Below are 25,102 nucleotides of genomic sequence, written 5' to 3'. Positions count from 1 at the left end.
GGCGAATGTTCTGCGGGTGGGTCTGCTCATAGGTTGTGGAGCACTGGCTATTCGGTTCTTCTCAGTTCATGTTCTTCGTTAGTACTGTCCGCTTGCGGGTTCAGGAAGGCGCAGGGCGGGTTCTGAGGGGGCCGGGCACACTGTTGGGTCCTGAGGGAACGGGCGTTCACGCTCGGGCTTCTCAGGCAGAACCCCGGTCAGGGGTTCTCCGCGTTACAGGCTGATCTGGTCGCCATACCGCACTGATGTTGTCAGGGTTCTTCTCTGGTGTTCGGTGGTTTGGTGGTGGCTGGGGGTTGGTTCTGTCCGTGTTTTGAGAACTGCATAGTGGACGCGAGCATCTTTGTTCTTGTCGAGTGTGTTCAAGTTTTTTAGGGCACACGGTGGATGCCTTGGTACCAGGAGCCGATGAAGGACGTGGGAGCCTGCGATATGCCCCGGGGAGTTGGCAACCGAGCGTTGATCCGGGGATTTCCGAATGGGGAAACCTAGCACCTGTCATGGGGTGTTGCCTCCGTCTGAATTGATAGGGCGGTTGGTGGTAACGCGGGGAAGTGAAACATCTCAGTACCCGCAGGAAGAGAAAACAATAGTGATTCCCTGAGTAGTGGTGAGCGAAAGGGGATGAGGCTAAACCATGCGCGTGTGATAGCCGGCGGGTGTTGCGTGTGTGGGGTTGTGGGAGCATCTTTGTCTGGACCGCCGTCTGGGCGTGGAGTCAAAAAACAGCAGGATAGTCGAACGATCTGGGATGGTCGACCGTAGTCGGTGAGAGTCCGGTAGGCGAAATCTTGTTGTCTTCATTAGGTGTTTCCCGAGTAGCACGGGGCCCGTGAAATCTCGTGTGAATCTGCCAGGACCACCTGGTAAGCCTGAATACTCCCTGGTGACCGATAGCGGACTAGTACCGTGAGGGAAAGGTGAAAAGTGCCCCGGTGAGGGGTCGTGAAAGAGTACCTGAAACCGTGTGCCTACAAGCCGTCAGAGCTCCCGCATCCTCTTTGGGGGTGTGGTGTGATGGCGTGCCTTTTGAAGAATGAGCCTGCGAGTTATGGTGTGTGGCGAGGTTAACCCGTGTGGGGGAGCCGTAGCGAAAGCGAGTCTGAATAGGGCGCTCTTTAGTCGCATGCTGTAGACCCGAAGCGGAGTGATCTACCCATGGGCAGGTTGAAGCGCGGGTAAGACCGTGTGGAGGACCGAACCCACCAGGGTTGAAAACCTGGGGGATGACCTGTGGGTAGGGGTGAAAGGCCAATCAAACTCCGTGATAGCTGGTTCTCCCCGAAATGCATTTAGGTGCAGCGTTGCGTGTTTCTTGCCGGAGGTAGAGCTACTGGATGGCCTAGGGGGCCGACAAGCTTACTGAAGTCAGCCAAACTCCGAATGCCGGTAAGTGAAGCGTGGCAGTGAGACTGCGGGCGATAAGGTTCGTAGTCGAGAGGGAAACAGCCCAGATCACCGGCTAAGGCCCCTAAGCGTGTGCTAAGTGGTAAAGGATGTGGAGTTGCTGTGACAACCAGGAGGTTGGCTTAGAAGCAGCCACCCTTGAAAGAGTGCGTAATAGCTCACTGGTCAAGTGATTCCGCGCCGACAATGTAGCGGGGCTCAAGCACACCGCCGAAGCCGTGGCATCTCAGCAGTACCCAGGCGTACTTGTACGTCCAGGGGCTGGGATGGGTAGGGGAGCGTCGTGTGGGCTGTGAAGCGGCAGCGTGAGCTAGTCGTGGAGACCACACGAGTGAGAATGCAGGCATGAGTAGCGAATGAGGGGTGAGAAACCCCTCCGCCGGATGACCAAGGGTTCCTGGGGCAGGCTAATCCGCCCAGGGTAAGTCGGGACCTAAGGCGAGGCCGCGAGGCGTAGTCGATGGACAACGGGTTGATATTCCCGTACCCGCTGACACGCGCCCATGCTGAACCCACTGACACTAACATCGCAGACCCTGCTTGATCCCTTCGGGGGTCTTGCGTGGGCGAGTGGTGGACCTGAGGTGGTAGTAGGCAAGTGATGGGGTGACGCAGGAGGGTAGCTCAGCCCAGGCGATGGTTGTTCCTGGGGTAAGCATGTAGGGCGGCGTGTAGGTAAATCCGCGCGCTATTAAGCCTGAGATGTGATGCCGAGCCGATTTAGGTGAAGTGAGTGATCCCATGCTGTCGAGAAAAGCCTCTAGCGAGTGTGTCGGCGGCCCGTACCCCAAACCGACTCAGGTGGTCAGGTAGAGAATACCGAGGCGATCGGGTGAACTGTGGTTAAGGAACTCGGCAAATTGCCCCCGTAACTTTGGGAGAAGGGGGGCCCCTGCTGGTGACCGAACTGGCTTCGTGAAGCTGGTGGGGGTCGCAGATACCAGGGGGAAGCGACTGTTTACTAAAAACACAGGTCCGTGCGAAGTCGAAAGACGCTGTATACGGACTGACGCCTGCCCGGTGCCGGAACGTTAAGGGGACCGGTTAGCTGCCCTTGTGGTGGCGAAGCTGAGAACCTAAGCGCCGGTAAACGGCGGTGGTAACTATAACCATCCTAAGGTAGCGAAATTCCTTGTCGGGTAAGTTCCGACCTGCACGAATGGCGTAACGACTTCCCCACTGTCTCAACCACAGGCCCGGTGAAATTGCACTACGAGTAAAGATGCTCGTTACGCGCAGCAGGACGGAAAGACCCCGGGACCTTCACTATAGCTTGGCATTGGCGTTTGGAGCGTCTTGTGTAGGATAGGTGGGAGACTGTGAAGCCATCACGCCAGTGGTGGTGGAGTCGTTGGTGAAATACCACTCTGGTCGTTTCGAGCGTCTAACCCGCGCCCGTGTATCCGGGTGGGGGACAGTGCCTGGTGGGTAGTTTAACTGGGGCGGTTGCCTCCCAAAGAGTAACGGAGGCGCCCAAAGGTTCCCTCAGCCTGGTTGGCAATCAGGTGTTGAGTGCAAGGGCACAAGGGAGCTTGACTGTGAGACAGACATGTCGAGCAGGTGCGAAAGCAGGGCCTAGTGATCCGGCACCACCGTGTGGATGGGGTGTCGCTCAACGGCTAAAAGGTACCCCGGGGATAACAGGCTGATCTTGCCCAAGAGTCCATATCGACGGCAAGGTTTGGCACCTCGATGTCGGCTCGTCGCATCCTGGGGCTGGAGTAGGTCCCAAGGGTTGGGCTGTTCGCCCATTAAAGCGGCACGCGAGCTGGGTTTAGAACGTCGCGAGACAGTTCGGTCCCTATCCGCTGTGCGCGTAGGAGACTTGCGAGGGTCTGTCCCTAGTACGAGAGGACCGGGACGGACGAACCTCTGGTGTGCCAGTTGTACCGCCAGGTGCATGGCTGGTTGGCTACGTTCGGTCGGGATAACCGCTGAAAGCATCTAAGCGGGAAGCCTTCCTCAAGATGAGGTCTCCCAACCTTCGGGTTGTAAGGCCCCCAGCTAGACGACTGGGTTGATAGGCCGGAGATGGAAGCACCGCAAGGTGTGGAGTTGACCGGTACTAATAGGCCGAGTGGCTTGACACACACATCGCTTCGAGAGCTGCGTTAAGCAAGAGATGTTCGCGTTCACTGTGCGGTTCCCGGGACACGGCCGGGAACTTATGACCCCCGTACGCCGGGTTCTGTTAGGCGTTTCGGTGGTTTTGGCGAAGGGGAAACACCCGGTCCCATTCCGAACCCGGAAGTTAAGCCCTTCAGCGCCGATGGTACTGCACTGGAGACGGTGTGGGAGAGTAGGACACCGCCGGACATTCACATAGATCAGGAAAGCCCGCCAGGCTATAGCCCCGGCGGGCTTTCCTGCGTTCCGGACCCTTTTCCGCAACAACGGAAAGAGGAACTGGTGACCGAGGAGTCCTCGGCCGGTGATGTGACCGGTTGGCTGGCCCGGAATGCCCTGCCGCTACACGGCCTTGTCGCCGGCGCCCCCACGACGGACCTTCAACCTCTGAAAGACGTCCTCCCGGACGTACGCGTGGTCGGACTCGGCGAGGCAACCCACGGGACCCGGGAATTCTTTCAGCTCAAACACCGCCTGCTGGAGTTCCTGGTCACCGAGCTGGGGTTCTCGGTGTTCGCCATGGAAGCGAGCGCGTCCGCCGGCGCTGCCGTCGACGCCTACATCCGCCACGGTATTGGGAACGCCGCGAACGTCCTCACGAGGCTCGGTTTCTGGACGTGGCGGACCGAGGAGGTGCTCGCCATGATCGAGTGGATGCGCGCCTACAACCAGGGTCGGCCGGAGGAGGACAAGGTCGGCTTCGTGGGGATCGACCCGCAGCAATGCGGTGACTCCATCAAGATCCTCGAGGCGTTCCTGCGCGAGACGGCCCCGGAGCGTGTGGCCGCCCTGCACGCCACACTCGGCGTCCTCGGCAAGGCCTCTCCCGGATCGCAGCCCGATCCGGAGCGACGTCTCGTACGCGAGGCCGAGGACCTCCTGGAGTTCGTCCGCACGCAGGACCCGGACGCCGTCGAGGCGATCCGGCACGCCGACATCCTCGTGAAGGCCGCCGACCTGGTGACCCGCGTACGGCGGCATACGGATCCGGAGCAGACGGTCTTCGCCGCGCGTGACCGGTACATGGCCGACGCGGTGGCGGACCTGCTGGACGAGCCGTCCGTACGGGTCGTGTTGTGGGCGCACAACGGACACGTCGCGAATCATCGCTTCGCCGGCGGCGTGCCGACGATGGGGAGCCACTTGCACGCGCGGTACGGCGACGCGTATTACGCGCTGGGCCTGCTCTTCGGCCGCGGTGACTTCCGGGCCCGCCGGGGGTGGCCCGGCCCATGGCAGAGCGGGAGGGGGCGCAAGCCCGTCCCCAACAGCGTCGACTCCGCTCCTCCCGCGACCCTCGAGGCGCAGCTCGCGGCCGCGCAGCCAGGTGATCACCTCGTCGACCTGCGCGCGACCGCCGACGCACCGGAGGCGGTCCGGGCGTGGGCACGGGACCGCCGCCCGTCCCGGACGTTCGGTTCCCTCGTGCCACGCGGGACCTACCGGTTCGCCTTCGGCCAGGTCGTACCAGCCGAGGACTACGACGGACTGGCCTACGTGGCGGTCTCGAGCTCCTCCAGGCTGCTCCCACCCGCCTGAACGGCGCCGGACACCCGGTCGGGCCGCCCACCACCTCGTCGGCGACGACGAGACGGCGCCGCGTGGTACGCCGCGCCCCCTCTGCGGATCAGCGCGGCTCACCGGCCCCGACGCGCCCTCTGCGGGTCTGCGCGGCGCTACCGGCCCTCCACCGACGGTCAGGAGGCCTTGGGGCGGAGGGTGTCGACCGCGGTCCGCAGCTCCTCGACGCGCTGCTCGAGCGTTGCGACCACCTTGGCGGCCTCCTCGTCCTGGGCCGCGAACGGGGCGAGCGTGCCGAGCTGCTCCTCCACCGCCGCCACGCGCCGCTGGAGCTCCGCGGCGAGCTCCTCGGACGGGGCCGCCGCGAACTGCGTGCGCAGCAACTCCGACTGCTCGCGCAGCTGCTGGTTCTTCCGGTAGAGCTCCACGAAGACCGAGACCTTCGTCCGCAGCACCCACGGGTCGAACGGTTTGGAGATGTAGTCGACCGCCCCCGCGGCGTACCCCCGGAACGCGTAGTCCGGATCCGCGTCCGCGGCGGTCAGGAAGATGATCGGGACCTCGCGCGTCTTCCGGCGCCGTTTGATCGCGCGGGCGATCTCGAAGCCGTCCATTCCGGGCATGACGATATCGAGAAGGATCACCGCGAACTCGTTCGTCAGCAAGGCTCGTAGAGCCTCTTCCCCCGAACGCGCACGGATCATGTTCTGATCGAGTGAAGAGAGGATCGCTTCCAGCGCGACGAGGTTCTCCTCTCGGTCGTCGACCAGAAGAATGTTCGCCTTCTCGGCCACGGGTGTCAGCCCTCCATCAGTTGCGTGGCCGACTCAGCCACGCTCTCATGATGTCAAGAAGGTGGTCGGCGTCGACAGGCTTGGGTACGTAGTCCGATGCGCCCGACTCGATGCTCTTCTCCCGATCGCCCTTCATGGCCTTGGCCGTCAGGGCGATGATCGGCAGGGCGGCGAACTGCGGCATTCGCCGGATGGCCTCCGTCGTGGCGTAGCCGTCGAGCTCGGGCATCATCACGTCCATGAGGACCAGATCGACGTCCTCGTTGCGGTCGAGCGTGTCGATGCCCTCACGGCCGTTCTCGGCGTAGAGCACCTCGATACCGTACTGCTCGAGCACACAGGTCAGCGCAAAGATGTTGCGCACGTCATCGTCGACGATGAGGATCTTGCGGCCGGACAGCACCTCGTCGTCGATCGGCGCCGTCTCGAACGCGTCGTCCGCCGCGGGAGGCTCGAACGACGCCGTCTCGAACGACGCTTCGACGGCCGGAGCCGGCTGCGACCGACTCGGCTGCGGCCGGCGCCTCTCCTTGTCCCGTACGGGCGTGGAGGAGCCTTCGCGGCCCTCGAGGTAGCGGGCCGGCATGAAGAACGTGAACGTGCTGCCCTCGCCGGGACGGCTGGCCACGTGGATCTCTCCGCCGAGCAGTTGGGCGATGTCGCGGCTGATGGACAGCCCGAGGCCGGTGCCGCCGTACCGTCGGCTGGTCGTGCCGTCGGCCTGCTGGAACGCCTCGAAGATCGCCCGCAGGTTGTGGTCGTCGATGCCGATCCCGGTGTCGCTGACCGCGAACCCGAGGACGTCGGGCGTACGGGCCAGGACCGGGTCGGTGAAGTCCACTCCCTCGGCCCGCCGGATGGTCAGCCGCACCTCACCGGAGGAGGTGAACTTCACCGCGTTGGACAGGAGGTTGCGCAGCACCTGCTGGAGCCGCTGCTCGTCGGTGAAGAGGTGCTCGGGCAGGCCGGGCTCGGCGTACACGTCGAAGCTGAGGCCCTTGTCGACGGCCAGCGGCCGGAAGTTCGCGTCGACGAAGTCGACGACGTCGGCGAGGGCCACCTGCTGGGGGACGAGGTCCATCTTGCCCGCCTCGACCTTGGACAGGTCGAGGATGTCGTTGATCAGCCGGAGCAGGTCGCTGCCCGATTCGTAAATCGTCTTGATCAGCTCGACCTGTTTGGGCGTGAGGTTCTTGTCCGGGTTTCCGGCCAGGAGTTTGGCCAGCACCAGCAGGCTGTTGAGCGGCGTCCGCAGCTCGTGCGACATGTTGGTGAGGAACTCGGACTTGTAGCGGGAGGACTGGGCGAGCTGCTCGGCGCGCTCCTCCAGGGTGCGGCGGGCCTGTTCGATCTGGAAGTTCTGCATCTCGATCGCGCGGTTCTGCTTGGCCAGCAGCGCCGCCTTCTCTTCCAGCTCGGCGTTGGACCGGCGCAGCTCCTCCTGCTGGCGCTGCAGCTCACTGGAACGGTCCTGTAGCTCCGCGGTGAGCCGCTGGGACTCGCCCAGCAGCGCCTCGGTACGGGAGTTCGCGGTGATCGTGTTGATCGTCACACCGATCGTCTCGACGAACTGGTCGAAGAACGCCAGGTGGACTTCGCTGAACGGGCTGAACGAGGCCAGCTCGATCGCGCCGAGCACGCGGTTCTCGAACAGGATCGGCAGCACGATCAGGTTGACCGGGGACGCCTGCCCCAGGCCCGTACCGATCTTGATGTAACCGGGTGGCAGGTCGTGGATCAGGATCGGCTTGTGCTGCAGGGCGGCCTGCCCGACGAGGCTGTCGCCGAAGTGGAACCGCACGCTGTCGATCTTGTCCTGGCTGAGGCCGTACCCGGTCTTGAGCACGAGCTCGGGCTCGCCGTCCTCGGGCTCCTCCACCAGGTAGAACGCGCCGTACTGGGCCGAGGACAGCGGCGTGACCTCGCTCATGATCAGCCGGGCGACCTCCATGAGGTCGCGGTGGCCCTGCATCAGCCCGGCGATGCGGGCGAGGTTGGTCTTCAGCCAGTCCTGCTGCTGGTTGGCGCGGGTGGTCTCGCGGAGGTTCGCCACCATCAGGTTGACGTTGTCCTTGAGCTCGGCGACCTCGCCGCGGGCCTCGACCGAGACCGACCCGGTGAGGTCGCCGCGGGCGACCGCGCTCGCCACCGACGCGATCGCGCGGACCTGCGTGGTCAGGTTGCTGGCGAGCTCGTTCACGCTCTCGGTGAGGCGCTTCCACGTGCCGGACACGCCCTCGACCTCGGCCTGACCGCCGAGGCGGCCCTCGCTGCCCACCTCGCGCGCGACACGGGTGACCTCGCCGGCGAACGCCGACAGCTGGTCCACCATCGTGTTGATCGTCGTCTTCAGCTCCAGGATCTCGCCCTGGGCGTCGACGTCGATCTTCTTGGTCAGGTCGCCGTTGGCGACGGACGTGGTGACCTGGGCGATGTTGCGGACCTGGCTGGTCAGGTTGTCCGCCATGGAGTTGACGTTGTCGGTGAGGTCCTTCCAGACCCCGCTGACCCCGCCGACCTTGGCGCGCCCGCCCAGGCGGCCCTCCGTACCGACCTCACGGGCCACCCGCGTCACCTCGTCGGCGAACGAGGACAGCCGGTCGACCATGGTGTTGAGGGTGTCCTTGAGCTGGAGGATCTCGCCCTGGGCGTCGACGGTGATCTTCTTGGACAGGTCACCGCCCGCGACGGACGTGGCGACCTGCGCGATGTTGCGGACCTGGCCGGTGAGGTTGCCGGCCATGGAGTTGACGTTGTCGGTGAGGTCCTTCCAGACGCCGCTGACGCCGCTGACACGGGCCTGGCCGCCCAGGCGGCCCTCGGTGCCCACCTCGCGGGCCACCCGGGTGACCTCGTTCGCGAAGGCCGACAGCTGGTCGACCATGGTGTTGAGGGTGTCCTTGAGCTGGAGGATCTCGCCCTGGGCGTCGACGGTGATCTTCTTGGACAGGTCACCGTTGGCCACCGACGTGGCGACCTGGGCGATGTTCCGGACCTGGCCGGTGAGGTTGCCGGCCATGGAGTTGACGTTGTCGGTGAGGTCCTTCCAGACGCCGCTGACGCCGCTGACACGGGCCTGGCCGCCCAGGCGGCCCTCCGTGCCCACCTCGCGGGCCACCCGCGTCACCTCGTCCGCGAACGAGGAGAGCTGGTCGACCATCGTGTTGACGGTCTCCTTGAGCTCCAGCAGCTCACCCGTCGCCTCGACCGTCACCTTGCGCGTCAGGTCACCGCGGGCGACCGCCGTGGTGACGAGGGCGATGTCGCGGACCTGCCCGGTCAGCCGGCTCGCCATCGCGTTGACGGCACCGGTGACGTCACGCCATCGGCCGGACATCTCCCGCGGTGTGGCCTGCCCGCCCAGGCGGCCCTCCGCGCCGACCTCCCGGGCCAGCTGCGTCACCTCGGCGGCGAACTCGTCGAGGTGCTCGACCATCCGGTTGACGCCCGAGCCCATGCGCAGCAGCTCACCCCGCCAGGGACGGGTGCCGGTATCGAGCTCGATGCGCTGGCTCAGGTCGCCGTCGGCGACCGCGTCGACGACCCGCGCCATCGCGGTCGTGGACTGAACGAGAGTGTCGATCAACGCGTTGGCCGCGGCGTTGCCCGTCGCCCAGGCCCCCTCGCCGTCCGCTCTCAGCCGCTCGTCGATCCGTCCCTCGTGGCGAACCTCACGCTGAACGCGTACGAGCTCGCCGGTCAGATGGGACGCGCGTTCCTGAACCTCGTTGAAGACACCGGCGATCTCAGCCAGGATGTCGTCACCCGAGGGATCGAGTCGCACGTCGAAGTCGCCGTCGCGCATTGCGCTGAGCGCGTCGAGCACCGACCGTAGCTCAGTCTCCGCGTATCGGGCGCGGGTCGGCGCATGGGACGTGCCTCGAGGCATTGATTTCCTCCTAGCCTTCCCGCGGGTATGTACAGTCCACCCAGGGGGTCTGCCACGATGGCAGCGTCCTGCATCCCCGAGACGAATCCAAGTGGCCGTGGAGAAGAACGCAAAGACGTACACGACCTTCCCGCCGGAGGTCGCCTCTGTCGCGGCCGCTCGGCGTTTTGTCGGAGGGACACTTCGTGGCTGGGGCGTCGATGACGTGGATGACGCCATGCTACTCACCAGCGAACTGGTTACGAACGCTATCGTCCATGCGGGCACCGAGGTAGAGGTGGTCTGCGAGCTCGTCGGCGGGCTGGTCCGGATCGAGGTGCACGACCGGCATCAGGCCCGGCGCGTGCCGGTGCCCGGCGATCAGGTGAGCGGCCGCGGCCTGCTGTTCCCCGAGACGCTCGCGACCTCCTGGGGCGTGACGTACGGCCAGGGCAGTAAGAACGTCTGGTTCACCGTGCCCGGCATCGGCGCCGCGGAGCACCCGCCGCCGCCCCCGTCCCACGAGGAGATCGTCTCCGCGCCGCAGGCCGCCCGCCCCACCGTCGACCAGCTCGCCCAGCGCACCGCGCAGGCCGCCCAGGACACTCTCGGCGCGGACTGCGTCTACGTCCTGCTCGCCGACGACGACGCCGAGCTCAGCCTCCGGGCCACCGCGGGCGTACGACCCGAGGGCGCCGCCCTGGAGATCGGCCTCGAGGGCGCCCCGGTCGGCGGCCGGGGGGTCTACGCCGACCTGGGCGGCAGCCCGTACAACCTCCCCGCCCTGCAGGCCGCCGGGATCCGGTCGCTCGTCACCGCGCCGTTCACGGTCGACGGGCGGGCGATCGGACTGCTGATCGCGGCCTCCCGCGATCCGGGGCACTTCATCGAGGACGACGTCGAGCGTCTCCAGGAGATCGCCGACCGGCAGGCGCCGTCGATGGAGCGCGCCCGCCTTATGGAGCTGGAGCGCGCCCGACGCGGCTGGCTCGGGTTCCTCGCCGAGGCGAGCAGCATGCTGGCCGGCACCCTCGACCAGCAGATGACCATGGCCCTCGTCGCTCAGCTGATCGTGCCGCGCCTGGCCACCTGGTGTGCGGTGTTCACCGTCCGCGACACCAACCTGGTGTCCCCCGCGTACGCCTGGCACGCCGACGAGACCATGGTCGCCGACCTGCGCACCCTGCTCGAGCAACTGCCGCCCGCGCCACCCCCCGCCGAGCCCGGGCCGTGGGAGGGGTTCACGCCCGCGCCGTCCGGCGACCTGCCCGAGACCGCGCACCGCGTCACCGGCGACGTCGCCCACGCCTTCCCGCTGCTCGCCCGGGGTCGCAAGATCGGCATGCTGGTCGTCGGCGGCCCGAAGGGCGCCCGCTTCACCCGCGACGCGCTCGAGCTGACCGAGGACCTCGCGGGCCGGGCCGCCCTCGCCATCGACAACGCCCGGCTGTACGAAGAGCAGGCGGACATGAGCCGCACGCTCCAGCGCAGCCTTCTCCCGCCCGAGATCCCGACGGTCCCCGGCCTGGACGTCGCCGTCGTGTACGAACCGGCGGGCGAGCACAGCGAGGTCGGCGGCGACTTCTACGACGTCTTCAGCGTCGGCACCCGCTGGCGTTTCGCCATCGGCGACGTGTGCGGCACCGGCCCGGAGGCCGCGGCCGTCACCGGCCTCGCCCGCCAGGCCCTGCGCATCCTCGGCCGCGAGAACCACTCCATCCCCGAGGTCCTCGAACGCCTCAACGCGCTGATCCTGGAAGAGGGCACCCGCGCTCGGTTCCTCACCCTCCTGCACGGCGAGCTGGAGGAGCTCGGCGAGGGCCGGGTCCGCGTGACGTACGCCACGGCCGGGCACCCGCCGCCGCTGTTCCTGAGCCCGAGCGGCGTCGTGAAGTCCGAGGAGGACTCCGACCTGATGCTGGGCGTCTTCCCCGACGCGACGTTCACCGTGCGGACGGAGATCCTCAAGCCGGGGTACCTCCTGATGGGCTTCACCGACGGGGTGACCGAGCGGCGGCGCGGCAAGCAGCTGCTCGGCGACGACGGCGGGCTGGAACACATCCTCGAGGGCTGCGTCGACCTCAACGCCGGCGCCGTGGGGGCCAAGGTAATGCGCGCGGTCCGCGGTTTCTCCGTCGAGCCCTCCCACGACGACATGGCCTTGATCGTCCTGCGCGTCGAGGAGTGAGCCGGGTCAGTTCCGGCGCAGACCCTCGCGGATGGCGATCTCGACCGGGGAGTAGGTGCCGTCGGCGCGCTCCAGCGCGTACGAGACGGCGGGATGCAGCGGCGGCTGCGCCATGAACCGGGGCCGGCGCCCGTGGTGCGGCTGCGCGGCGTGCACGAGGAACGGGTGGCACAGGTAGACGTCGCCGGGCCGCCCCGTCGCGAACGCGAGCGGACGGTGCGCGGAGGCCGCCTCCAGGTTTGTGGCGATCTCGAATATGGAGACGCCCTCTTCGCCGTACGGCTCGAGGATCGGCGGCACGTCCAGGTGCGAGCCGACGCGGATCCGGGTCGGCGAATCGGCCTCCCCCACCTCGCTGAACAGGAACAGCATCAGCAGCGCGCGGTCCTTCGACCGCACGTTCGCGTGCGCCCACGGGACGCCGTCGCCCGAGTAGCTCGCCTCGATGTGCCAGCCCGCGTCGTCCGGCTCCTCCTCGTGCGGGAACCGCAGCGGGAACGTCCCCAGCGACCGGCGCGGCACCCAGCGCCCCGGCCCGACCAGCCGATCGAACGCGTCGTGCAGGACCGGCGTGTTCGCCGCCTCGACGAACGGCTCCGCCGCCATGTCGCCGACCCGGTGCACCGGCTTCACCCACGTCGCGGGGTCGTCGGGGTCGAACCCGGTCTCCGCCCACAGCAGCGCCGCGCACTCCCGCGCCGCACGGTCCGGGAACGCCTGTTCGATCTTCACGAACCCGTCCCGTACGAACCGCTCGACCATCGCGTCAGCCATGAGACGGCATTCTGGTCATGACGGGAAGGAAAGGCACCCGGTTTTCCGCGCGGCCGTCCGTACCGCGCCGGTGCCCTGGCGAGCGCCGCGTTCTCGGCGGCGGACCCCCGGGGCATCCGAGTACCGCGCAGTACCATCCGACCCATGACGGGTAACGCGTTCCTGGCATACATGGGCGTGGTGGTGTTGATCACCGCCACACCGGGGCCCGATACGGCGCTGGTCCTGCGCAACGCGGTACGGCACGGCTGGTCGGCCGGTGTGCGCACCGGCACGGGGAGCGCCGCCGGACTCCTGCTGTGGGGCCTGGCCGCCTCCCTGGGGATCGCCGCCGTGCTGGCGGCCTCCGCGGAGGTCTTCGTCATCGTCAAGCTCGCCGGCGCGGCGTACCTCTGCTACCTGGGAGTCCGCATGATCTGGCGGGCGCTCCGGGACCGCACCAGGCCCGCGATCGGCGGCGACGCCCGGCCCGAGGTCTCGACGAAGACGCTCTTCCGGCAGGGGCTGATCACCAATCTGCTCAATCCCAAGGCGGCCGCGTTCTTCACGGCGCTGCTTCCCCAGTTCGTCACGGCGCACGGAGTGGCCGCCACTCCGGTCATCATCGGCCTCGCGCTGATCGCGGCCACGGCGAACCTGACCGGCCAGTGCGTCTACGCCGCGGCCGCTCACCGCACCACCCGCCTGATCGGCCGCCGCCACTTCGAACCGATCCTCGACGGAGTCGTCGGAGCCGTCCTGACCGCGCTCGGCTGCCGCCTGATGCTCACCAGCCGCCCCTGACCGGTCGGGCCGTCAGAGGTCGAAGAGTCGTTCGGTGTCCGCGTCGGCGAACTCGAGCAGCCGGCCGATGAAGTACACCGTTCCGAGCGCGAGAACCCGCTCGCCGAGCGAGGCGAGACGCCTGCGGCTCAGCTCCGTGTCGTCGACGACGGTCCAATGTCCTGGCACCGGGTGCGTGAATCTCAGATGCCGGTGGCTCGGCATCCGTACGTAGGTCACGGGCAGGCCGGCCAGCTCGGCGGCGACGCCGGCGACGTCCTTGTGGTCCGGCAGGCAGGCGAGGACATGATCGATGCGGTCCCAGCGGCGATACGCCTCGGCGAGGGCGATCGCGGCGCCGGATCGGTCGATCGCCGAGTCGACAAGCAGCGTGGTGTCCGTACCGGCGACGTGGTGCCAGGACAGGCGGCCGGGCAGGCGTACGGAGGACAGGACCCGGTCCAACCGGTCCTGGGGCGGCTCAGGGCGTCCGATCGCTTCGAGGAGGCGGTGGGCGGCGGCGCAGCCCAGCTCGGCGTTCCGGCGTCCATGGCCGGTCGGCAGCAGGTCGGCCTGGATGCCGCTCGTGCCGATCACTTCCGGCTTCACCCGGCCGCCGGTACGGTCCGCGACGGTCGCGGCGATCGCCTCAGTCACCGCCGGGCTCTGGGGGAGTGAGATGACGGCGGACGTGGCCGCGGTCACGACGCCGGCCTTGTCCTTCGCGATCTCGGCGGGGGAGTCGCCGAGCACGCCGACGTGCTCGGCGAAGACCTCGGTGATCGCGAGGACGTCCGGCGGGAAGAGGCTCACCTCATCGGAAATCCCGCCCATGCCCGCCTCCAGCACGATCACGTCCGCGCCGGCCGCCCGCGCGTACAGCACGCCGGCCAGCGTGAACAGGCCGCTCGGGGACAGGTAGCCCTCGCCGCTCCCGCTCTCCGGCAGGGCGGCCGTCGCGTCACGGATGCGCCGGCCGAGCCGGGCCAGGGCGTCGGCGGAGATCGCCGTGCCGTCGACGCGGATGCGTTCCCGGTCCTCGCGCAACGCCGGGCTGGTGACCGTGATCACGCGGCATCCGGCGGCGGCGAGACACGCGGAGGCATACGTCGCGGCCGTGCCCTTGCCCTTCGACCCCACCACCGTGAGGACCGGCGCTCCGGCGACGTCCAGGCCGAGTGCGCGGGCGAGCAGGCGCGCACGCCCGATGCTGCGCCGGGCTCCCGGACCGCGCCGATCCCACTCCGCGTAGAAGGCCTCCGTCACGTCTCGACGATAGCCACGCTTGTCGGTGCCTTCCCCTACGGTGGCCGGCCGTGACGCCTTCCGAAGCACCGTCGTCTCGCCGAGACGGGCTGCCCCGCACCTACCTCATCTGGCTGTCCGGGGTGCTGGCCTCCATGTTCGGCGACACGGTCCTCTATTTCGCGCTGGGCTGGACCGCGTCCGCCCACGGAGGGTCCGTCGCCGCACTGGTACTGACCGCGATCAACCTGCCACGAGCGTCGCTGCTGCTGATCGGCGGTGCCGTCGGGGACCGGTTCGGCGCCCGAAAGATCATGTTGATGGGCGACAGCACGATGATCGTCGTGACGGTGCTGCTGGCCGTGGTCGCCTTTCGCTGGGGGACGGCGACATGGCTGCTGATCACCGCGGGACTGCTGATCGGGGCGGTGGACGCCTTCTACCTGCCGGCATCCGGATCCATGCCCCGACGACTGGTCGGATCGGACAAGCTGCCCAAGGCTCTCGCCCTGCGACAGACGGGTGGGCAGGTGGTCGCCCTGGCGGGTGGTTCGCTGGGCGGCCTCATCGTCGCAGCCGTGGGTCTTCCGGGAGCCGCGCTCTTCGACGCGGTGACCTTCGGGATCGTCTTCTGGGTGATGACGACGATCCGGCCGACTCAAGCGCTCCCGGCAGTCGCCACGCGGAAGGGTGCCCTTCGGGACGTCGCGGATGGTCTCCAGGTCGCGTGGCGAAGCCCGGTTCTCCGCGCCGCCCTCCTCCTGGTGGCGGCCGCGGCCGGAGCGCTGCTGCCCGTCATTTCGCTGCTGATGCCTCTCCTCGCCCGCCACCACGGATGGGGATCGGACGCGGCAGGCCTCCTCGCGGCGACGCAGAGCCTGGGGATCATCGGCATCGCCGTCCTCGTCGCCGGCAGAGGCGGCAGCAAGCGGCCAGGGCGTACCGCGGCCCTCGGACTGATCCTCGGCGGCTGCGGAACGGCTCTCCTCGGCCTTTCACCGTCGCCCATCGTGGCGGCGGGCGGCTCTTTGATCGTCGGGCTCGGGTCCGGCGTCTTCAGCACCCACGTCGGTCCCCTTGTGCTCGTCACGACGCCCGACTCCCACCTGTCCCGTCTGCAGGCACTGCTGACCCTGGTCCAGAGCACCGCCTTGCTGGTGATGAACAACGCGCTGGGCAACCTCGCGGCGGCCACGGGTCCCGCCCTCCCTCTGGGTCTCTGCGCTGCCGCGGTCACGCTCACCGGACTGGGCGGCCTGTGCTCGGCGGACCTGCGCCGAGCAACGGCTCACGTTGAAGCGCCCGTGGCGAGCGGGGCGATCGCGTGATCCCCGGTGGGCATTGCCGCTGAGGATCACGGTGCCACGGGCCCGCCCGCACGCCGTGGGCCCGGGGCGGCGGCGGGGGGATCCGGGCGTTAGTAGGCTTCTTCCGTGAGTGCGACCAGGTATGAGGAGGCCGTCAAGGGCGTCAGGGCCCGGGGGGTCGAATGGGACATCGATCCGACACTGGACCGGATGCGTGATCTGGCGGACGTTCTCGGGTCGCCGCAGCGGGCGTACCCCGTCATCCACATCACCGGGACGAACGGCAAGTCGAGCACGGCCCGGATGATCGAGGCGCTGCTGCGCGAGCGGGGGCTGCGGGTCGGCCTGTACACCAGTCCCGAGCTGCATTCGATCCGAGAGCGGATCACGATCGACGGCGCGCCGGTGAGCGAGCAGCGATTCGCCGAGCTGTACGAGGACGTCCTGCCGTTTCTGGAGATGACCGACGCGAAGCACGACGTGAAGGTGTCGTTCTTCGAGACGCTGACCGCGATGGCGTACGCCGCGTTCGCGGACGCGCCCGTCGACGTCGCCGTCGTCGAGGTCGGCATGGGAGGCGTCTGGGACGCCACGAACGTCGCAGACGGAGCGGTGGCGGTGGTCACCCCGATCGGGCTCGACCACACCCGCTGGCTCGGCGCCACGGTGGAGGAGATCGCGGGGGAGAAGTCCGGGATCATCAAGCCCGGGGCGATCGCCGTGCTCGCCCAGCAGCCGGTCGGGGCGGCGCAGGTGCTGATGCGGCGCGCCAATGAGGTCGGCGCGACCGTCGCGCGTGAGGGGCTGGAGTTCGGCGTGCTGGGCCGTGAGCTGGCCGTCGGCGGGCAGCTGGTCCGGTTGCAGGGGCTGCACGGCGTGTACGACGAGGTGTTCCTGCCGTTCTTCGGCGCGCACCAGGCCGGCAACGCGGCGTGCGCGCTGGCGGCGGTGGAGGCGTTCGCACGTGGCCGCGCCACGGGCGAGTCGGAGACCGACAGCGACCAGCTCGATCCGGAGCTGGTGCGGCAGGCGTTCGTGAACGCCACCTCGCCGGGCCGGCTGGAGGTCATACGGACCGGGCCGACCGTGCTGGTCGACGCCGCGCACAACCCGGCCGGCATGGCCGCGAGCGTCACCGCGCTGACGGAGGAGTTCGGGTTCACCCGGCTGGTCGGCGTGCTGGCGGTGATGGCCGACAAGGACGTGGCCGGCGTGCTCGAGGAGCTCGAGCCGGTGCTGGACGAGGTGATCGTCACCCGCAACTCCTCGCCCCGGGGGATGCCCGCGAACGAGCTGGCGGAGCTGGCGAGCGACGTCTTCGGCGAGGACCGCGTTCACCTGGTGCCCCGGCTGGACGACGCCATCGAGCAGGGCATCACGCTGGCCGACGAGTCGGGGGAGTTCGCCGGCGCGGGCCTGCTCATCACCGGGTCGGTCACGACGGCGGGCGATGCCCGCGTCCTCCTGAGGGCGGGCGAGTGACCGCCCGTACGGCGGCGGTCGGCCGCCGCGCGAGGACCGGGGCGGGGACCCACGCCGTGCGCCACCCAGGACGCCGCGCGTCCGTCGCCGGTCGTGCCGCATCGGCCGACCGTACGGGACCGGTCGGCGTCGTTCCGGCGGGTTCGGCTGACCGTACGGGACTCGGCGTCGTCCGTGTCGCGACCGGTGCGGCAGAGGCAGGTGACGTATGAGGCGGTTGTGTGCGGTCATGCTCACCCTGCAGGCCGTGGTGACGTTGCTGGCGATCCCGGTGGCGATCTCGGTGGTGCACGCGGACGCGACAACGGCCGGGGCCGTGGGAGGCGCGCTGGCGGTCGCCGGGCTGCTGATCGCCGGCCTGCTGCGGTACCAGTGGGCCTACATCGCGGGCACTCTGCTCCAAGTCCTGGTGATAGCGACCGGTTTCGTGGTTCCGGTGATGTTCTTCCTCGGTGTCATATTCGGTGCCCTGTGGGTGGCGTCGATTTGGGTCGGTCGCCGGGTGGAAGGGGCGCAGCCGCGCTAATCTCGCGGGTGGCCTTTTCCCATCGTCCCGCCTTTTCAATCCGGTTAAATGCCGAAAAATAGACATCTAACATAAATCGACCATCCGGATGGCGGCGGAACGACGATCTCCTGAGGAGATTCCGGATGCCCACGCCCCCCGGGAAACGCGACGCCACGGGATTCACCGTGCGGCTCGTCGTCATCGCCACGGCGCTCCCCGCCGCCATCGTCGCCCTGCCCGACACGGCCTCCTACGTGATGCCGCAGGCGGTGCGCGACCTCGGCCTGTCGAACGGCGAGGCGGCCGGGTTCGTCCGCGCCTGCGGCCTGGCGCTGCCCGCCTTACTGCTCGTCACCCCGGCGGCGGCCGCGGTCGTCCGCCGCGTGCCCGCCTGGCTCGTGCTCTTCGCCGGGCTGACCGTCCTGCTCGCCGCTCAGGCGCTCTCGGCGCACGCCACGTCGATCGCGCTGATCGGCGCCGTGCGCGTGGCCGAAGGGGCGGGCGGCGGGGTCGTCCTGCCCGCGACGCTCGCGCTCGCCCGGGAGCGGCGGGAGTGCCGCGCGGCGCCCGCCGTGTGGGCCGGCACCCTCGTGGCGTCACTCCTGCTCGCCACGCCGCTCGCGCTGGCCGCGACGGCCGCGTCGAACCCGGACGGCGTGGACTGGCGGGCGATCCTCCGCCCGTACTGGTGGCTGGGCGCGATCGCGCTGGTCGGCGCCGCGCTGCTCGGCCTGCTGCGGACGCGATCGGGCCGGAAGCACGTCCCGCCGTCCCCGTCGCGCGGGGAGCGCGTCCAGTTGCTGCTGCCCGCCGTCCCGGCCGCGGGGTTCGCGTTCCTCGCCGTGGTCACGACCTACGACTGGTCGCCGGGTGCGCAGCTGCTCTTGGCGGCGTGCGGGATCGCGGGGCTGCTCGGCCTGGCCGTCGTCGGCTCGCGCGACGCGGTCACCGGCAGCCCGCTCGGCTACGCCGTCGTCATGCTGGCCGCCGGCCTGCTGACCATGCCGGTGACCGGTCCGCTGGCCGGGCTGGTCGGCGGCCGGGCCGTGCCCCTGACGGCCTTCGCGGCGGGAGCGGCGGGGGCGCTGGTCGCCGCGCTGCCGGCCGGCGCGCTCGGGAGGGGTGCCGGCCGCGGCGCGGTGCTGTGCGGGTACGGCCTCGTCATCGTCGCGATCTTCCTGCTGCTCACCATGGGCGCGACGGCGGATCAGTGGACGCTGCTGGCGCCCCTGTGCGCCCTGGGCGCGGGAACGGGCCTGGCGGTCGGGGCCTCGCTGGGCCACACCGACCTCGGCCCGGGACTGTTCGGCCTGTCGCTGTGCTTTCCCGCGGTGCTCGGCGGCCATCTCGTCGTGGGGCCGCTGCAGGTCGCCAAGGTCGGCGCCGTCACCAAGGCCGGTGGGGGACCGATGGCGGCGCTGTACGCGCTCACCGCGGCGTACCGGCTGTGGCTCGTGGCGGCCGGTGTCCTCCTGGTGATCCTCGCGGCCGTGACCGCGTGGGTGAGCCGCAGCCGTCCCCGGCCATCGGCGGCCGGCCCCGCCGAATCGGACGGAGCCGCCCTGTCCGCCGGGTAAGATCGCACCGATATGCGGCGGCCCGGCCGTGGCGACCTGCGGTAACACGGCCAGCCGGCGATCTCTCGCCGCGGCCCGCGCAAACAGGCAACCAAGGAGAATCATCCGTGTCCGAACGCAGTCTTGTCCTCGTCAAGCCCGACGGCGTGCGCCGCGGCCTCGTCGGCGACGTCATCGCGCGCATCGAGCGCAAGGGCCTCAAGATCGTCGCCCTCGAGCTCCGCACGCTGGACCGCGAGGTCGCCGAGACGCACTATGAGGAGCACCGCGAGAAGCCGTTCTTCGGCTCGCTCGTCGAGTTCATCACCGGCGGTCCGCTCGTCGCCATGGTGGTCGAGGGGCCGCGCGCGATCGAGGCGTTCCGGGCTCTGGCCGGCGCCACCGACCCGGTCGCCGCCGGCCCGGGAACCATCCGTGGCGATCATGCGTTGGAGATCCAGGAGAACATCGTCCACGGCTCCGACTCGCCCGCCTCGGCCGAGCGTGAGATCAAGCTGTTCTTCCCCGACCTTTTCTGACATTGGTCGCATAACCGCGCGGGCCCGACGACGTCGGCCCGCGCGTTTGTTTTCCCAGGTAACAAACCCTACGGCCCACCTGACCCGGATCACGACGCGCGGGGATGGGTCTGCGTCAACCGGGATCTCTCGCGTTACCATGTGAATGCGTTCCGCACGCCCGCCAATCCGGAAGGGCTCCCTTTCTTCATGGGTAACAAGCTGTCGTTCCTGGGCCGTGACATGGCAGTCGATCTGGGCACGGCGAACACCCTGGTCTATGTGCGCGGTCGGGGCATCGTTCTGAACGAGCCGTCGGTCGTGGCGATCAACACCAACACGGGCAAGATCGTGGCGGTGGGCATCGAGGCCAAGCGGATGATCGGCCGTACTCCTGGCAACATCGTCGCGGTGCGTCCGCTCAAGGACGGTGTCATCGCCGACTTCGACGTCACCGAACGCATGCTGCGCTACTTCATCCAGAAGGTGCACAAACGCCGACATTTCGCCAAACCTCGGATCGTCGTGGCCGTGCCCAGCGGCATCACCGGTGTCGAGCAGCGCGCCGTGAAGGAGGCCGGCTACCAGGCCGGCGCGCGGCGGGTGTACATCATCGAGGAGCCCATGGCCGCCGCGATCGGCGCGGGGCTGCCCGTCCACGAGCCGACGGGCAACATGGTCGTCGACATCGGCGGCGGCACCACCGAGGTGGCGATAATCTCCCTCGGCGGCATTGTGACCAGCCAGTCGATCCGGGTGGGCGGCGACGAGCTCGACCAGGCGATCATCTCCTACGCCAAGAAGGAGTACTCCCTGATGCTCGGGGAGCGCACCGCCGAGGAGATCAAGATGGCCATCGGCTCGGCGTACCCCTTCGACGACGAGCCCCACGCGGAGATCCGCGGGCGCGACCTCGTCAGCGGCCTGCCCAAGACGATCGTGATCTCCGCCGATGAGATCCGCCACGCCATCGAGGAGCCGGTCAACTCGGTCGTCGACGCCGTCAAGACCACGCTCGACAAGTGCCCGCCCGAGCTGTCCGGCGACATCATGGACCGCGGCATCGCCCTCACCGGCGGCGGCGCCCTCCTGAAGAACATCGACGAACGGCTCCGGGAAGAGACCGGCATGCCGATACATATGGTCGACAACCCACTCGACTCGGTCGTCCTCGGATCCGGGAAGTGCGTCGAGGACTTCGAGGCGCTGCGACAGGTCCTCGTGCCCGAACCACGACGTTAGGGAACCGGCCGGTGAATGACACCCGGCGAACCCGCGCCGTCCTCGGGATCCTGCTGCTGATCTCCTTGGCCATGATCACCGTCGACTATCGCGGGGGCGATCACTCGCCGCTGCGCGGGCTGCGCTCCTTCGGTGAGGCGATCTTCGGACCGATCGAGGGCGCGGCGGCCGCCGTCGTGACCCCGGTCGGGCACGCGTTCGACACCGTCCTCGGCAGCCCGGACGCGCACCGGCGCATCAACCGGCTCGAACGCGAGAACCAACGACTGCGCGAGCAACTCCGCTCCCAGCAGATCGACAAGACCCGCGCCGATCAGCTCAATCGGCTGCTCGGCACCGCCGGTCTCGGCCGCTACCGCATCGTCGCCGCCCAGGTCATCTCGGCCGGCGAGGGCGTCGAGGAGACCGTCTCCATCGACGCGGGCAGCACGGACGGCATCCGTACGGACATGTCGGTGATCACGGGGGACGGCCTGGTCGGACGGATCACGCAGGTCGGGCCCACGAGCTCGACCGTGCTGCTGGCCACCGACGCGGCGTCCGCGGTCGGCGGCCGGCTCGAGGGCTCGGGCGAGATCGGCGTCGTCCGGGGCACCGGCCGGCGCAGCGGCTCGTCCCTCACCTTCGAGCTCCTGGACTCCACCGTGGAGATCAAGCCGGGCCAGCGGATCGTCTCCTTCGGCTCGCAGGGCGACCGGCCGTACGTCCCCGGAGTGCCGATCGGCACCGTCACGCGGATCGAGCGGACGCCCGGTTCGCTCACCCGCACCGCGATCGTCAGCCCGTTCACGCACTTCACCGGCCTCGACGTCGTCGGCGTCGTGGTCGCCCCGCCGAAGAAGAACCCTCGCGACGCGGTGCTGCCGCCGAAACCGACCACCTCCGCGCCGGCCCCGCCGCCCAAGCCGTCCACTCCGCCGCCGTCATCACCGCCGGCCGCGCCGAGCGCCCAGTCGTCCGCGTCCGCCGAGTCCACCGATTCCGCCGAGCCCACCGACTCACCGAGGCCGCGCAGGTCTCGCAAGCCGCGAGGTTGATCCATGTCGCGCAACGTCCAGGCCACGATCGTCATCGCCGCCGCGCTGCTGCTGCAGGTGACGGTCGCCAACCGGCTGCCGCTGCCCGGCTCGGTCAGCCCCGACCTCGTGCTCCTGGCCGTGGTGGCGCTGGCGCTGGTCAACGGCTCGATGACGGGCCTGGTCACCGGGTTCTTCGCCGGGTTGACCACCGACATCGTGCCGCCCGCCGACCACACGATCGGGCGCTACGCGTTCGTCTACTGCCTGATCGGCTACATCTGCGGCCTGGCGGCCGACGAGATGGAGCGATCACCCGTGCTGCCGTTCCTCGCCGTGGCCGCCGGCGCGTTCGCCGGATCGGTCCTGTACGCCATGGTGGGCATGATGCTCGGCGACCCGCGCACCCGCTGGCCGGTCGTCTCCCACCTGCTGCCGATCCAGGTGCTGTACGACGTGATCGCCAGCCCGTTCGTGGTCTGGGTCGTGCTGCGCCTGACCAGGAGGGCCGAACACGAGCGCGGCCCCGGCGGACTCGACGCGCTCCCCGGCTTCTACCGGGCACGCTAGGAGGGATGCGAATTGGGCCCGCGCTCGCACGTACGGCTCGTCGTGCTGCACGTGCTCGTCATGTCGCTGCTGCTGTCGCTCGGCGGGCGACTCTGGTACCTGCAGGTGATGAACGGCGCGCACTACAAGAAGGTCGCCGCCGACAACCGCATCCGCGACATCGTCGTGCCCGCGGTCCGGGGCCAGATCGTCGACGACGTCGGGCGGCCGCTCGTACGCAACCGGACCGCCCTGGTCGTCTCCCTCGACCGGACCGCGCTCGCCCGCCAGGACGACGGCGGCAAGGAGACGCTGCGACGCCTGGCGACCCTGCTCGGCATGCCGTACGAGCAGATCGCGCTGAAGATCCGGCTGTGCGGCCCGGGGATCAAACGGCCCTGCTGGTCCGGCTCCCCATACCAGCCCATTCCGATCGACGACCGCGTCGACTCCCGCAAGGCCCTGCAGATCATGGAGCGCCAGGAGGACTTCCCCGGCGTGACCGCCCAGCTCGAGCCGGTGCGCGACTATCCCCGCACCGATGGGGCCACCGCCGCGCAGGCCCTCGGATACCTCCAGCCGATCACCCAGGACGAGCTGAACAGGCGCAAGGGCCTGAAGGTCACCGGGTTCAGCGGCGTCGACCTGATCGGCCGCGACGGCCTGGAGGCGACCTACGACGGCGACCTGCGCGGCGTCCCGGGCGACCGGAAGGTCCTCGTCGACAGCCGTGGCCGCGTCACCGGCATCGCCTCCGAACAGCCCCCGGTCGGCGGCGGCACCCTCGTCACCAGCATCGACGCCAGGGTGCAGGGCATCGTCGAGGCGGCCCTGGGCCAAGCGGTCAAGGACGCCCGCCACCGCGGCACGCCGGCCGACTCGGCGGCGAGCGTGGTCCTGGACGTCCGCACCGGGCGCGTCATCGCGCTCGCCAGCCTCCCGACCTACGACCCCACCGTCTGGACGGGCGGCATCTCCCAGGACGAGTACGACGGGCTGCTCAGCAAGGCCCACGGCCAGCCGTTGATCTCCCGCGCTACGGACGGGACGTTCGCGCCCGGATCGACGTTCAAGATCTCCTCGCTGCCGGCCGCCGTCAAGGACGGCTACTCCCTGCACGGCATCTACCCCTGCCCGTCGTCGTACATGGTCGGCGCCCGGGCGTTCAGCAACTTCGAGGGCGAGTCGGGCGGGGACATCAACCTGCACCAGGCACTCGTCATGTCCTGCGACACGATCTTCTACAAGTTCGCGTACGAGGAGTGGCAGCGCGACGGTGCCATACATCCGGTGAAGAACCCCAAAGACCCCATGATGAAGATGGCCAGGGCGTACGGCTTCGGCAAGCGCACCGGCATCGACCTGCCCGGCGAGGCCTCGGGCCGCATCCCGGACCGTGGCTGGAAGCTCGGCTACTGGAACGACACCAAGAAGACCGACTGCAAGCGGGCCAAGACCGGCTATCCCGAGGTCGCCAAGTCCGATCCGGCGCGGGCGGCGTACCTCAAGGCGATCTCCTCGGAGAACTGCGTCGACGGGTACGTCTTCCGCGCCGGTGACGCCGCCAACTTCTCCGTCGGCCAGGGCGACGTGCTGGTCACGCCGCTGCAGCTCGCCCGGGCGTACGCCGCGGTCGCCAACGGCGGCACGCTGTGGAGCCCGCGCGTCGGCAAGGCGGTCCTGGCGGCGGACGGCTCCGTCGCCCGCCGCATCGACCCCGTGAAGGCCGCACGCCTGCCGGTCGATCCGAAGGTGCTCGCCTACATCAGGAGCGCGCTCACCGACGTGCCCAAGTCGGGTACCGCCGCCGGCGCCTTCACCGGCTTCCCCTTCGACAAACTGGCCGTCGCCGGCAAGACCGGCACCGCCGAGGTGTACGGCAAGAAGGACACGTCCTGGTTCGCGTCGTTCGCCCCGGCGAAGAAGCCGCGCTACGTCGTCGTCGCCATGGTCACCCAGGCCGGCACGGGCGCCACCACGGCCGCGCCGGCCGTCCGGCAGATCTGGGAGGGCATGTACGGCCTCGGGAAGGGCCAGAGCGCCGCGCTGCCCGACGGCAACGTCCCGGACCGCCTGCCGACCCTCGCACCCGACGGCACGGTCGCGGCCCCACCGGGCTTCGCGGTCACCGCGAAGGCGGAGAACGAACAGCCCGTGAAGCGCAAGGAGTCCCCGAAGGGCCAGCAACCCGTCGCGGGCAGGGAGACCCCCGCGCCACACCACCGGAGACGCCGATGA

Annotated in this window: 16 protein-coding genes and 2 rRNA genes; 14 read left to right on the top strand and 4 right to left on the bottom strand. The window is 68.9% G+C overall.

Features of this window, described 5'->3' with window-relative positions; all coding sequences use genetic code 11:
* The first annotated feature begins 360 nt into the window (after window positions 1–360).
* From ACQP2O_RS40700 to ACQP2O_RS40690, 3 genes are all read left to right on the top strand, one after another.
* Window positions 361–3,497 (top strand): 23S ribosomal RNA (locus ACQP2O_RS40700).
* A 109-nt stretch (window positions 3,498–3,606) separates the two neighbouring features.
* A 5S ribosomal RNA gene (gene rrf, locus ACQP2O_RS40695) occupies window positions 3,607–3,723 on the top strand.
* 93 nt (window positions 3,724–3,816) lie between these two features.
* Window positions 3,817–5,073, top strand: a complete 1,257-nt coding sequence (locus ACQP2O_RS40690) for an erythromycin esterase family protein (protein WP_433174528.1) — start codon at window positions 3,817–3,819, stop codon at window positions 5,071–5,073.
* Between the two features lie 158 nt (window positions 5,074–5,231).
* Here ACQP2O_RS40690 and ACQP2O_RS40685 read toward each other — a convergent pair whose 3' ends face one another.
* Together ACQP2O_RS40685 and ACQP2O_RS40680 are read right to left on the bottom strand one after the other, a co-directional pair.
* On the bottom strand, window positions 5,232–5,849 hold the full coding sequence (locus ACQP2O_RS40685) for a response regulator (RefSeq protein ID WP_433174527.1): 618 nt from the start codon (window positions 5,847–5,849) through the stop codon (window positions 5,232–5,234).
* A gap of 16 nt (window positions 5,850–5,865) precedes the next feature.
* Window positions 5,866–9,738: a HAMP domain-containing protein gene (locus tag ACQP2O_RS40680; protein WP_433174526.1), complete on the bottom strand. Its 3,873-nt coding sequence runs from the start codon at window positions 9,736–9,738 to the stop codon at window positions 5,866–5,868.
* Window positions 9,739–9,829: 91 nt separating this feature from the next.
* Here ACQP2O_RS40680 and ACQP2O_RS40675 point away from each other — a divergent pair, with 91 nt between their 5' ends.
* Window positions 9,830–11,905: a SpoIIE family protein phosphatase gene (locus ACQP2O_RS40675; RefSeq protein WP_433174524.1), complete on the top strand. Its 2,076-nt coding sequence runs from the start codon at window positions 9,830–9,832 to the stop codon at window positions 11,903–11,905.
* A gap of 6 nt (window positions 11,906–11,911) precedes the next feature.
* Here ACQP2O_RS40675 and ACQP2O_RS40670 read toward each other — a convergent pair whose 3' ends face one another.
* Window positions 11,912–12,679: a phytanoyl-CoA dioxygenase gene (locus ACQP2O_RS40670; protein WP_433174523.1), complete on the bottom strand. Its 768-nt coding sequence runs from the start codon at window positions 12,677–12,679 to the stop codon at window positions 11,912–11,914.
* A gap of 144 nt (window positions 12,680–12,823) precedes the next feature.
* Here ACQP2O_RS40670 and ACQP2O_RS40665 point away from each other — a divergent pair, with 144 nt between their 5' ends.
* The gene (locus ACQP2O_RS40665; protein ID WP_433174522.1) at window positions 12,824–13,462 is read left to right on the top strand and encodes a LysE family translocator; all 639 of its coding nucleotides are present in this window, start codon (window positions 12,824–12,826) and stop codon (window positions 13,460–13,462) included.
* A gap of 12 nt (window positions 13,463–13,474) precedes the next feature.
* Here ACQP2O_RS40665 and ACQP2O_RS40660 read toward each other — a convergent pair whose 3' ends face one another.
* Entirely contained in the window at window positions 13,475–14,707 is a 1,233-nt protein-coding gene (locus tag ACQP2O_RS40660) for a hypothetical protein (RefSeq protein ID WP_433174521.1), read from the bottom strand.
* 50 nt (window positions 14,708–14,757) lie between these two features.
* On the opposite strand from ACQP2O_RS40660, the gene ACQP2O_RS40655 reads away from it, so the two are divergent.
* The 9 genes from ACQP2O_RS40655 to mrdA all read left to right on the top strand — a co-directional run bounded on the left by ACQP2O_RS40655 (window position 14,758) and on the right by mrdA (window position 25,102).
* Complete coding sequence (locus ACQP2O_RS40655; protein ID WP_433174520.1) at window positions 14,758–16,014, top strand: MFS transporter; 1,257 nt, start codon at window positions 14,758–14,760, stop codon at window positions 16,012–16,014.
* A 105-nt stretch (window positions 16,015–16,119) separates the two neighbouring features.
* Window positions 16,120–17,475: a bifunctional folylpolyglutamate synthase/dihydrofolate synthase gene (locus tag ACQP2O_RS40650; protein WP_433174519.1), complete on the top strand. Its 1,356-nt coding sequence runs from the start codon at window positions 16,120–16,122 to the stop codon at window positions 17,473–17,475.
* A gap of 208 nt (window positions 17,476–17,683) precedes the next feature.
* A complete protein-coding gene (locus ACQP2O_RS40645) occupies window positions 17,684–18,001 on the top strand; it encodes a DUF4233 domain-containing protein (RefSeq protein WP_360883143.1) in 318 nt (105 codons plus the stop codon).
* 125 nt (window positions 18,002–18,126) lie between these two features.
* Window positions 18,127–19,560 carry a hypothetical protein gene (locus ACQP2O_RS40640; RefSeq protein ID WP_433174518.1) on the top strand — a complete coding sequence of 478 codons (1,434 nt, stop codon included), beginning with the start codon at window positions 18,127–18,129 and terminating at the stop codon, window positions 19,558–19,560.
* Between the two features lie 107 nt (window positions 19,561–19,667).
* The gene (gene ndk, locus ACQP2O_RS40635; RefSeq protein WP_433174517.1) at window positions 19,668–20,078 is read left to right on the top strand and encodes a nucleoside-diphosphate kinase; all 411 of its coding nucleotides are present in this window, start codon (window positions 19,668–19,670) and stop codon (window positions 20,076–20,078) included.
* A gap of 189 nt (window positions 20,079–20,267) precedes the next feature.
* Window positions 20,268–21,299 carry a rod shape-determining protein gene (locus ACQP2O_RS40630; protein ID WP_360883134.1) on the top strand — a complete coding sequence of 344 codons (1,032 nt, stop codon included), beginning with the start codon at window positions 20,268–20,270 and terminating at the stop codon, window positions 21,297–21,299.
* Window positions 21,300–21,310: 11 nt separating this feature from the next.
* The gene (mreC, locus tag ACQP2O_RS40625) at window positions 21,311–22,336 is read left to right on the top strand and encodes a rod shape-determining protein MreC (RefSeq protein WP_433174516.1); all 1,026 of its coding nucleotides are present in this window, start codon (window positions 21,311–21,313) and stop codon (window positions 22,334–22,336) included.
* A 3-nt stretch (window positions 22,337–22,339) separates the two neighbouring features.
* Window positions 22,340–22,885, top strand: coding sequence for a rod shape-determining protein MreD (gene mreD / locus ACQP2O_RS40620; RefSeq protein WP_433174515.1), 546 nt, complete (start codon window positions 22,340–22,342; stop codon window positions 22,883–22,885).
* Between the two features lie 12 nt (window positions 22,886–22,897).
* Window positions 22,898–25,102 (top strand): penicillin-binding protein 2, encoded by a 2,205-nt coding sequence (gene mrdA, locus ACQP2O_RS40615; protein WP_433174514.1) that lies wholly within the window; start codon window positions 22,898–22,900, stop codon window positions 25,100–25,102.

This window comes from Actinoallomurus sp. CA-150999 (assembly GCF_050942425.1).
Taxonomy (GTDB): domain Bacteria; phylum Actinomycetota; class Actinomycetes; order Streptosporangiales; family Streptosporangiaceae; genus Actinoallomurus.
The sequence above is the reverse complement of the archived record's forward strand: the minus strand, read 5'-3'. Positions and strand labels throughout refer to the sequence as shown.

What these genes read in the sequence shown, in the direction of transcription:
- ACQP2O_RS40680 (WP_433174526.1), bottom strand. Translation starts at nt 9,738, where the DNA reads ATGCCTCGAGGCACGTCCCATGCGCCGACCCGCGCCCGATACGCGGAG.
- ACQP2O_RS40670 (WP_433174523.1), bottom strand. Translation starts at nt 12,679, where the DNA reads ATGGCTGACGCGATGGTCGAGCGGTTCGTACGGGACGGGTTCGTGAAG.
- ACQP2O_RS40665 (WP_433174522.1), top strand. Translation starts at nt 12,824, where the DNA reads ATGACGGGTAACGCGTTCCTGGCATACATGGGCGTGGTGGTGTTGATC.
- ACQP2O_RS40645 (WP_360883143.1), top strand. Translation starts at nt 17,684, where the DNA reads ATGAGGCGGTTGTGTGCGGTCATGCTCACCCTGCAGGCCGTGGTGACG.
- ACQP2O_RS40640 (WP_433174518.1), top strand. Translation starts at nt 18,127, where the DNA reads ATGCCCACGCCCCCCGGGAAACGCGACGCCACGGGATTCACCGTGCGG.
- ACQP2O_RS40630 (WP_360883134.1), top strand. Translation starts at nt 20,268, where the DNA reads ATGGGTAACAAGCTGTCGTTCCTGGGCCGTGACATGGCAGTCGATCTG.
- mreD (WP_433174515.1), top strand. Translation starts at nt 22,340, where the DNA reads ATGTCGCGCAACGTCCAGGCCACGATCGTCATCGCCGCCGCGCTGCTG.